Origin of the sequence: Ligilactobacillus acidipiscis DSM 15836 (assembly GCF_001435755.1) — a bacterium.
Lineage (GTDB): Bacteria > Bacillota > Bacilli > Lactobacillales > Lactobacillaceae > Ligilactobacillus > Ligilactobacillus acidipiscis.
Genome location: NZ_AZFI01000127.1, coordinates 1 through 6,037, shown reverse-complemented (window position 1 = coordinate 6,037; position 6,037 = coordinate 1). Strand labels below are relative to the sequence as shown.

At 42.9% G+C, this 6,037-nt stretch carries 7 protein-coding genes; 3 read left to right on the top strand and 4 right to left on the bottom strand.

Features of this window, described 5'->3' with window-relative positions; genetic code table 11:
* Positions 1 to 227 precede the first annotated feature (227 nt).
* A complete protein-coding gene (locus FC65_RS08190; protein WP_085898852.1) occupies positions 228 to 392 on the bottom strand; it encodes an IS3 family transposase in 165 nt (54 codons plus the stop codon).
* Between the two features lie 133 nt (positions 393 to 525).
* On the opposite strand from FC65_RS08190, the gene FC65_RS08180 reads away from it, so the two are divergent.
* From FC65_RS08180 to FC65_RS08170, 3 genes are all read left to right on the top strand, one after another.
* A protein-coding gene (locus FC65_RS08180) for an IS3 family transposase (RefSeq protein ID WP_156408604.1) occupies positions 526 to 1,595 on the top strand; the annotation gives its coding sequence in 2 pieces (ribosomal slippage) (positions 526 to 763 and positions 763 to 1,595; 1,071 coding nt in all).
* Positions 1,596 to 1,753: 158 nt separating this feature from the next.
* Positions 1,754 to 2,437 carry an IS6 family transposase gene (locus tag FC65_RS08175; protein ID WP_002816065.1) on the top strand — a complete coding sequence of 228 codons (684 nt, stop codon included), beginning with the start codon at positions 1,754 to 1,756 and terminating at the stop codon, positions 2,435 to 2,437.
* Between the two features lie 49 nt (positions 2,438 to 2,486).
* Complete coding sequence (locus FC65_RS08170; RefSeq protein ID WP_268872479.1) at positions 2,487 to 2,852, top strand: hypothetical protein; 366 nt, start codon at positions 2,487 to 2,489, stop codon at positions 2,850 to 2,852.
* 103 nt (positions 2,853 to 2,955) lie between these two features.
* Here FC65_RS08170 and FC65_RS08165 read toward each other — a convergent pair whose 3' ends face one another.
* From FC65_RS08165 to FC65_RS08155, 3 genes are read right to left on the bottom strand one after another with little or no spacing between them, the layout of a single operon-like run.
* Entirely contained in the window at positions 2,956 to 3,627 is a 672-nt protein-coding gene (locus FC65_RS08165) for a TetR/AcrR family transcriptional regulator (RefSeq protein WP_056972271.1), read from the bottom strand.
* A 4-nt stretch (positions 3,628 to 3,631) separates the two neighbouring features.
* Positions 3,632 to 4,879 (bottom strand): ABC transporter permease, encoded by a 1,248-nt coding sequence (locus FC65_RS08160; RefSeq protein WP_056972270.1) that lies wholly within the window; start codon positions 4,877 to 4,879, stop codon positions 3,632 to 3,634.
* Positions 4,857 to 5,600, bottom strand: coding sequence for an ABC transporter ATP-binding protein (locus FC65_RS08155; RefSeq protein ID WP_056972269.1), 744 nt, complete (start codon positions 5,598 to 5,600; stop codon positions 4,857 to 4,859). Before FC65_RS08155 ends, FC65_RS08160 begins: the two co-directional genes overlap by 23 nt.
* Positions 5,601 to 6,037: the final 437 nt, after the last annotated feature.

Sequence of the window (6,037 nt, the reverse complement as noted above, 5' to 3'; positions counted from 1 at the left end):
TCATAATTTGCAACTCCTTATTTGATTTGATGACCCTAGTATAGCCGCTGATTCTTGATGGCAACTTGATAGCCATCAAGTTTTGGTCAATTTATCAAAATAAATCAGATTTACCGTTGTGCTTGGTGTTTTCTTGCGTTAATGAGGAGTCTTAAGTTTAAAATCAGCCAGCTTAGGACCGCTGGAAATAGTGCGAGTTTGCGTAAACCTGCTGTTGTGGCGACGTCCTACGCTGGCTTCCAGGCATTCTGTGCAATGGCCTGGCCCTGGATCCACTTATGAACTGTTGAATAGCCAATGCCATATTCTCTGGCCAGTTGGACAGCTGATTCGCCTTGCTTATATAGGTTGATAATGTTTTGTTTGAATTCTTTGTCGTAATGAGTTGGCATGTAAAAATTCCTTCCTTTTGAGAGATGATTTATTCATTATACCCTCTCTTAAAAGTTGCTCCTATACTGAAATTTGTACCAAAATCATTAGATTTTGTGTCATAATGATAAAAATCAGAATAGGAGTTTTTTTATGAAATATTATTCAGATGAATTTAAAAACAACATCGTTAAGCTTTATCACAATGAAAATCGTTCAAAGAAATCCTTAGCCAATGAATATGGGGTTCATCCAACCACCATCAGTCATTGGATCAAGCGGGCCAAATTAGTTGAACTACTTGACGGTGGCGTAACGAGTGTTGAAGCCTTCAAGCAACTACAGAAAGAAAACCAGCAGTTAAAAGAAGAAAATGAAATTTTAAAAGCAGCGGCGGTGTTACTGGGAAGGCATTAGGCAAAGTTAAAGCCATAGACTTTATCAACGAACAATTATGTAAACACCGCCTCTGGATAATCTTGAAAGCCTTAGGGCTTTCTAAAAGTACGTATTATCATTGGAAACACTATCAGACAAGTCGTCATGATAAACAAGATACGATTTTAAAAAGCCAGATCTTTGAAATTTGGAAAAATAATTATAAAGCCTATGGGTACCCTCGGATCTCAATTGCCATGAGAAGACTTGGTGTAGTCATTGGCCCCAATCGTGTCTACCGATTAATGCAGGAGTTAGGCATTCGATCACTAATGGGGCGGCGTTTTAAGAAGCCAGGCACTCATGTAGATTATTCTCAACGGCCTAACTTGATTAAGAACCATCCAATCGGAACTATTTGGCGTGCTGACATAACCTACCTAGAACTAAGACCAGGCACTTGGGTTTATCTAAGTACCATCTTTGACCAAGCTAGTAAGCAAATCATCGCTTTCAACATTGGCAAGGAGATGGCATCGAAACTGATTATTAAGACATTGTTGCAAGCCTTGAGAAGGGCTTCTAAGCCAACCTTTTTGCACTCTGATATGGGTTCACAATACACCAGTATTGCTTATGAAGGCCTGTTAAAGCGGCACCTGATTAGGCATTCATATTCCAAACAAGGTTATCCATATGATAACGGTCCGCTCGAAGCTTTCCATTCGCTACTTAAACGAGAATTTATTTTTCAAACACGTTTTACTAGTTTTGAGGACTTAGTCCTCAGAGTTGAAAATTACATTAACTGGTATAACACCGAAAGAATTAGGATAAACGGCTAATTTTTTTAGTACCAAAACTTGACGTAGGAGCAAGTCAATTTAAAAAGTGTTTATCCTAACTTTTTATCCTATTGAGTTATCCTAACGGCTCTGGTGCAAAGTTTGCCTGGCAACTTCATTCTAGTATACTGAGTGACAAGAAACGAGGGATTGTGCGCATGAATTACTTTAAAGGACGCCACTTTCAACAGGATATCATTATAGTAGCCGTTGGCTACTATTTTAGGTTCAGTCTCAGCTACCGTGATATCGTTGAATTGCTACGTGATCGCGGGGTTAGTGTGCATCACACCACGGTCATGCGTTGGGTTCATCATTATGGTCCCATCTTTAAGGCTTTATGGCGCCAACATCAAACCTCCCATACCAAAAGTTGGAGGATAGACGAGACTTACATTAACGTCAAAGGTCATTGGACTTATCTGTATCGTGCAATTGATAGCAACGGTCTGACGCTCGACTTCGAACTGCGAAAGCATCGTGATTATGCGGCAGCCTATCACTTTTTGAAACGGCTTTTGACGACCAATGGTCGTCCTGATCGCTTAGTCACCGATCAATATCGAGCAACACTTAAGGCAGTGAAGCACCTGATGAAACAAGACTACTTGAGCAAATCAGCACACCAATGTTCCAAGTATCGAAACAATTTAATCGAACAAGATCATCGATTCATTAAACGACACCGGGTGCGGTCAGCAAGTTTCCAAAGCATCCGAACCGCTAGTGCAACACTCAGCGGCATTGAAGTCATCCATGCATTACGCAAGAAAACCCGACGAGAGCTAAGCCTCATCGGGTTTTCAGCCGTGGACGAATTAAAAGCGATGGTGCCAGCATAACCTACAACACCCTATCAACAACTAGGTAAAAGGCACACTCTCAGACTATTTGCACCAGAGCCGTCTGTACGAACCAGGAACTCAGCGGGACTTTGCTGATTTGATTGCACTAGCTACCGAGACGATTGTCGATGCGACCAGCCTAACCGTCGTCAACAGTGACCCACTCAGTGTCGACCGCCAACAGCGACTCACCCATTTTGAAGCCCGGCCTTTACTCGCGCCGGTAGATTTGTCCAACACCACGTCAATTCCGGTTACAACCATTCAGGCAACGACCCAGGCTAAACTTGCCGAGCTCCCACGAACAACTCAGCGGCTCGTCAACCCAGATCTTTACCCGGTCTACATGACGACCACACTCAGCCAGTTACAAACTAGTTTGTTGAATAAAATGACGATACTAGCAGATTAACAAACGAACACGCGTAGCAACGGCCAAAGCCACTTCTGTACTTAGCGTTCAAATGACCGCTAAGTACAGAAGTGGCTTTAATTTATATCAAGTAACACTTAGCTCACTGACCAGTAATTTGATCATGTTCACCCGGGGTCAATATTTTGGTCATCACCGTAATCAAATACGCTTGTTCGCGCTCAATCTCAGTTCCCGGCAATTCCAGCATTAACCGCGCTAGGTAACCGAATAGCTGCGATAACAAACTTTGCAGTATCAAATCATTCGGCCAATCCACAATCAAATGATCTGCTTTTAGTTGATTTATGACACTTCCCATCTGCTTGACCATCTTAGGCGCAATCTGGCTAAGAATCTGTTCGCGTCGTTCGGCGTCAAAAGCTGTCATTTCAAAAATGACCTTTAACTCTTTCACGTTAGCTTTAGCAAATGCAACTCGGTCCGTAAAAATTGCTGTGACGAATGCCTGTAGACTGGGATAACGCTGCCGTAATTCATCCTCTGAAAAATCACTCACTAAAATTGGCACAATGTGCGCGGCAATTGGTGCTAAGATGACATCCCGTAAGGCAGCCTTAGTCTTATACCGCCGATAGACCGTCCCCTCCGCAACGCCGGCCCGTTGTGCAATATCACTAGTACTGGTCTGGTCAAAACCCTTTTCAGCAAACAAATCGAGACTTGCCTGGAGGATGGCCCGTTGCTTAGGTGTAATCGTTTCATTCTGACTTAGATCCTGTTGAAAATAATCCCGTATCCGTGGTCGTTCCATATCCTCACACCTTCCGATAACGTTTCATTCCAACAATATTCAACATTGTTAGTACGACCATAAACCCTACTAATATTAACAAATTGACACCAATATCGCCAAGCCCAGCACCCTTTGTCACAACAGCCGTCAACGCATTAGCACCATAGTATAACGGCATGATGTGGGCAATTGCTTGCAACCAACTGGCCATGCCATCGACTGGAACCAACCCAGCAAAAAAGATTTGTGGTACAACAATCAGTGGAATAAACTGAATCATTTGAAATTCTGAGTTAGCAAAGGTGGAAATAAAGATACCCAAGGTCAAAGCCACTAACGCTAATAATAAGTTAGTCAGAAAGACCAGCCAAATACTACCAACTAAGTGAATCTTGAAGACCGTAATTGTAAAAACAACGGTCAGGACAGTCTGAATGATGGCAAAGCCCCCATAACCAATTAGATAGCCCATAATAATTTCACTCCGTCGAATTGGGGTTGCAAGTAGCCGGCTTAGGGTTCCAGTAGTGCGTTCATTCAAAAGTGAAACGCCAGAAATCAAGAACACAAAGAAGAAGACAAAGAAACCGAGAAAGGCTGGCAAAAAGTTTTCAAAGAACGTTGAATCACTACTACCATAAATATAATGAGACTTAGTCGTATAACTGGTTGCTTTAGCTGACTGAGTCGAACTAGACGTCGTGGCTGTGGCCTGCTTGAGTTGCTTTTGTAATTTCTCAGCAGTTGCCTGGTCACCGCGGGCCTGGGCTTGTGCAATGGCAGTCTTCAGCTTGGTCACCGTTGCTTGTGTCTGGGCTGCTGTCAGCTTCTTCAAAGCGGCTTGTTGCGATTCAAGGGCCGCGCGCTGTTTCTTAGTAACGGTCACCAGCGTCTTCATTTTCAACTTGACTAATCCTGACTGTAAACTCGCCTTAATTAAAAACGTGTTGGTTGGATTGCTATTTGAATAAGTAATCGTCAATTGACCATTTTTCTGAGTCAAATAGCCATCTAGATCATGCTGCTTAATCATTTTCCGTGCCTGTGAACTATCATAATGATGAATCGTCACGTTTTTGGTATCGATCACGTTAACCACGGATTGGTCTACATGATGAACACCCAAGCTTGCTACTTGCGTCGTGTTGTTTTGAAATAAGAAATACATCAGCGTCATAATCAGCAATGGTGCCAAAAACATCAGCGCCAAGGTACGCTTATCACGTAACATTTGCTTAAAAACTCGTCTAACGATTGCCATCGTTCGCATCTTGCATCCGCCCCGCTTTCAAAAAGACCTGTTCGATCGTATCTACTGCATACTGTTGTTTCAGTGCCGCGGGTGTCCCCTCAGCAAGCGCAATCCCGTGCCGAATCAACATGAGATAATCACACCGTTCTGCTTCGTCCATGACATGCGTTGTCACGAGCATCGACTTACCGGTATCCTTGAGCTTATTTAGTTCGGTCCAAATTTGTTGCCGTAATTCTGGATCAATCCCAACGGTCGGTTCATCTAAAATCAATAATTGGGGATCCTGAATCAGGGCAATTGCCAACGACAAGCGCCGTTTCATCCCACCCGAATAGCCACTGACCCGCTTGTCTAATTGGGACGTTAAATCAACTAATCCGGCTGCATAATCAATCATCTGTGCTAACTTTATTTTTGGAACGCTCATCAATTGCCCAAACAATGTCAGGTTTTCACGGGCCGTTAGTGTCTCATACAAAGCGTCACTTTGGGCCATATACCCTACTTGTGCCATTACCGCCCTATTGGGCATCACTGTATCCATGACTTTAACAGTGCCACTATCCACAGCTTCCATCCCTAAAATACTCTTGATCAAGGTGGTCTTCCCAGCTCCTGATGGCCCAATCAAGCCATAAATCATTCCAGCCGGCAGTGTCAAATCAATCTGATTGAGCACTTGCTGATGACCAAAGTGCTTGCGGACCTGCTTGGCGATGACATAATCCGTTGCCATTTTAATAACCCTCTTTCTCAAAGCGAGTGTATACTCACTCACTTAATGGCTTTAGTATAATCAGTACATCTCGGTTTGTCAACATTAAAATGAGTTATCACTCACTTATTTTGTTTCCGGCCCATTTGTCACCGCATTGCAAACAAAAATGCGCCACCCCGTTGTTGGGATGTCGCATTTTAATTAAATAGTGACTGCTTAAAAATTCTATAATTCAGGCAGTTAAGCTAATATATGCATTATTGCGGTATAATAAATCCATTGGAATTAGCTGTTTTCCTGCATTTTCCTTGCATTTTTTGGGAACCTACTCGGAGGTTATCGTATGGTCTATCGTCACAGCCCGCTTCAATTGTCATTTGAATCCTTTGGTGCCGGTTTAAGGGTTCTGTTGCAAAGTTTTAAATCTACTATCAACCTGAATTATTCATACTTTT

Excerpts from the sequence above, each read along its gene's own strand:
- FC65_RS08190 (WP_085898852.1), bottom strand. The coding sequence starts at position 392 with ATGCCAACTCATTACGACAAAGAATTCAAACAAAACATTATCAACCTA.
- FC65_RS08175 (WP_002816065.1), top strand. The coding sequence starts at position 1,754 with ATGAATTACTTTAAAGGACGCCACTTTCAACAGGATATCATTATAGTA.
- FC65_RS08165 (WP_056972271.1), bottom strand. The coding sequence starts at position 3,627 with ATGGAACGACCACGGATACGGGATTATTTTCAACAGGATCTAAGTCAG.
- FC65_RS08160 (WP_056972270.1), bottom strand. The coding sequence starts at position 4,879 with ATGCGAACGATGGCAATCGTTAGACGAGTTTTTAAGCAAATGTTACGT.
- FC65_RS08155 (WP_056972269.1), bottom strand. The coding sequence starts at position 5,600 with ATGGCAACGGATTATGTCATCGCCAAGCAGGTCCGCAAGCACTTTGGT.